The 2,300-nt window shown below is 74.5% G+C and carries 3 protein-coding genes; 1 reads left to right on the plus strand and 2 read right to left on the minus strand.

All coding sequences use genetic code 11. The annotated features are described in order from the left end of the window. A partial coding sequence (locus GTW67_RS09335; RefSeq protein WP_161164339.1) for a DUF6332 family protein occupies window positions 1–283 on the plus strand: 283 nt, incomplete at its 5' end. On the opposite strand, the gene GTW67_RS09340 is transcribed toward GTW67_RS09335, so the two are convergent. Together GTW67_RS09340 and GTW67_RS09345 are read right to left on the minus strand one after the other, a co-directional pair. Further along, window positions 244–909, minus strand: a complete 666-nt coding sequence (locus tag GTW67_RS09340) for a response regulator (RefSeq protein WP_161164340.1) — start codon at window positions 907–909, stop codon at window positions 244–246. The two genes, GTW67_RS09335 and GTW67_RS09340, sit on opposite strands and share 40 nt — an antisense overlap. Further along, the gene (locus GTW67_RS09345) at window positions 906–2,153 is read right to left on the minus strand and encodes a sensor histidine kinase (RefSeq protein WP_161164341.1); all 1,248 of its coding nucleotides are present in this window, start codon (window positions 2,151–2,153) and stop codon (window positions 906–908) included. The genes GTW67_RS09340 and GTW67_RS09345 overlap by 4 nt, the downstream gene beginning before the upstream one ends. Window positions 2,154–2,300 lie beyond the last annotated feature (147 nt).

The following is a 2,300-nucleotide window of genomic DNA, read 5'->3' on the forward strand; positions in this document are numbered from 1 at the left end:
TAGCAGCTACGGGGGACGCCGCACGCAGGGCGAGCGGGACGCGATGACCGTCGAGATCGGATACGCGCTGTTCAGCGCGGCGTTCGCGGCGGCGGTACTGTTCGGCGCCGTGGTGGGACCGGCCTATGTATTCGGACTGCCGGCCGGGGTGCGCAGCGGACTGGTCGGCACGGGCACGGTGCTGGCCGTCGTGGTGTTCCTCGTCCGGGTGGTGAGCGTGCTGGTGCGGTTCGGGCGCGGGAATCAGCCCAGCCAGCCCGGCCGCACGAGGCCCGACTCGTAGGCGAGGACGACGAGTTGGGCGCGGTCGCGGGCGCCCAGCTTCACCATGGTGCGGCTGACGTGGGTCTTGGCGGTGAGGGGGCTGACGACCAGGCGGCGGGCGATCTCCTCGTTGGACAGGCCGATGCCGACCAGGGCCATCACCTCCCGTTCCCGCTCGGTGAGGTGGGACAGCGCGTCTGCGGCGGCCGGCTCCTTGGAACGCGCCGCGAACTCCGCGATCAGACGGCGGGTCACCCCCGGTGAGAGCAGCGCGTCACCGGCGACCACCGCCCGCACGGCGCGCAGGAGTTCGTCGGGCTCGGTGTCCTTGACGAGGAAACCGGAGGCGCCCGAGCGGATGGCCTCGAAGACGTACTCGTCGAGCTCGAAGGTGGTGAGCATGACCACCTTCACGTCCCTCAGCTCCTCGTCCCCGGTGACCCGGCGGGTGGCGGCCAGGCCGTCGAGGGCGGGCATGCGGATGTCCATCAGGACGACGTCGGGGCGCAGTTCGCGGACGGCGCGCACCGCCTCCTCACCGTCGGCGGCCTCACCGGCCACCTCGATGTCGGGCTGGGCGTCCAGCAGGGCCCGGAAGCCTGCCCGGACCAGTGACTGGTCGTCGGCGAGCAGTACGCGGATCACCGGTCTTCCTCCTCGGACTCCTCGGCGTGCCGCACGGTGAGCGGCAGGGACGCGAGCACCCGGAAGCCGCCGTCGGGGCGCGGGCCCGCCTCGATGGTGCCACCGAGTGCCGCCGCCCGCTCCCGCATCCCGGCCAGCCCGTTGCCGCTGCCGCCGGCGTCGGCGCCGGTCGCCGGTCCGTCGTCGTCGATGCGCAGCCGCAGGATGCCGCCGTCCCGCGCGAGGTGGACGCGGGCGCGGCGCGACCCCGAGTGCCGTACGACGTTGGTGAGGGCCTCCTGGACGATGCGGAACGCGGCGAGGTCGGTGCCGGGCGGCAGGCGCGGCGGCTCTCCCTCGACCTCCACGGTGAGACCGGCACCGGCCGCCTGCGCCACCAGCTCGGGCAGCCGGTCCAGGCCCGGGGCCGGCGCGCGCGGCGCGTCTCCGGGGGCGCGGAGGGTGTCGAGGACCTGACGGACCTCGCCGAGCGCCTCCTTGCTCTGGTCCTTGATGGTGGTGAGGGCGGTGCGGGCCTGCTCGGGGTCGCTGTCCAGGAGGGCGAGACCTACGCCCGCCTGCACATTGATGACGGAGATGCTGTGGGCGAGGACGTCGTGCAGTTCGCGGGCGATCCGCAGCCGCTCCTCGTCCGCGCGCCGTCTGGCGGCCTGGGCTCGTTCGGCCCGTTCCCGCGCCCACTGCTCGCGGCGGGTCCGGGCCAGCTCCGACAGGGCGACGATCGCCACCACCCAGGCGGCGATCACCAGCTCCTGCCCCCAGGACGCGGCCGCGTCCCCGGACGGCGGCAGCCACCGGTAGAGCCAGTGGGCCAGCAGGGCGTGCCCGGCCCACAGCGCGGCCATCGCCGCCCAGGCGGCCCGGCGGTGCCCGGCGACGACGGCGCTGAAGCAGGCCACGGCGACGGCGAGGAACACCGGGCCGTACGGATATCCGGCGCCGAGGTAGACCAGGGTGGTGGCGGCCGTGGCGAACACGACGGGCACGGGGTGGCGCTGCCGGGCCAGGAGGGCGAGGCAGGTCACGAGGAGCAGGGCGCGGCCGAAGAGGTCGAGCGGGGTGCGCTCGCCCTCCTGGGCGTGGGTGGCGAAGTTGGAGCCGGCCAGCACGAAGGCTGTGATCAGGGCGGTGGAGAGCCAGGGCAGGTGGCCGCGCTCCTCGTCACCCTCATGGTTCCGCCACGGGGGTCCGTGGCGCCACCGCCACAGCGGTGGGCCGCCGCTGTGCTCGTGCTGTCCGTCCATGCCGCCACGCTAGACGGCAGGCGCGGTGGCGGGCGTCAGCCGGGCGTGGTGGTCGCGTGTACTCCTGGGGAAGTACGGGGCGGTCTACGTCGACATGGAGTCGTCCGGCGTGGGTGCGGGGCGGGGGTGGGTCGCGTGGCCCGGCGC

The sequence above is a fragment of the Streptomyces sp. SID5910 genome, from assembly GCF_009862125.1.
In the GTDB taxonomy this organism is placed as follows: Bacteria; Actinomycetota; Actinomycetes; order Streptomycetales; family Streptomycetaceae; genus Streptomyces.

Coding starts and splice junctions, on each gene's coding strand:
- GTW67_RS09345 (WP_161164341.1), bottom strand. CDS start 2,153: ATGGACGGACAGCACGAGCACAGCGGCGGCCCACCGCTGTGGCGGTGG.